1 protein-coding gene is annotated in these 414 nt (G+C 32.4%); it reads right to left on the reverse strand.

All coding sequences use genetic code 11. The annotated features are described in order from the left end of the window. Positions 1-142: 142 nt before the first annotated feature. Positions 143-385, reverse strand: a complete 243-nt coding sequence (locus tag ETC00_RS20080; protein WP_171567781.1) for a hypothetical protein — start codon at positions 383-385, stop codon at positions 143-145. Positions 386-414: the final 29 nt, after the last annotated feature.

A 414-nucleotide genomic window follows, 5' to 3' on the forward strand; every position in this document is an offset into this window, starting at 1 on the left:
GGTTAGAAGACCTCGGAACATACAAAAAAACACAGCGTCTTGCTACTATCAACAACTTTAGAAGAGCACTATTTTTATTCTTCGTAATTTCTATTCAAACATTAGCTAACTAGAAAAAAATGAGGTTGGGATATTCCCAACCTCATATACAAATTTGTTCTTGTTCCGATATATACTCGTTTACAAGTATCGAAGTTATATCGTCCATAGTCTTTTTGTTTACTGGTATGATACTGAATTCATCATCTGATAGCGTGTGTACTACTATATCTTTTACTTCACCGTCCTTTGTTGTCATGAAGAAATAATAATCATTTCCTTCATGAATAATTTTCCCTTGATAAACTTTAACTCTCCCACGGTTTTTTACAATAACTAGTTCCATGACTATTACCCCCTATAGAAGTATATATA

It is taken from the genome of Brevibacillus sp. MCWH, from assembly GCF_013096935.1.
In the GTDB taxonomy this organism is placed as follows: Bacteria; Bacillota; Bacilli; order Brevibacillales; family Brevibacillaceae; genus Brevibacillus; species Brevibacillus aydinogluensis.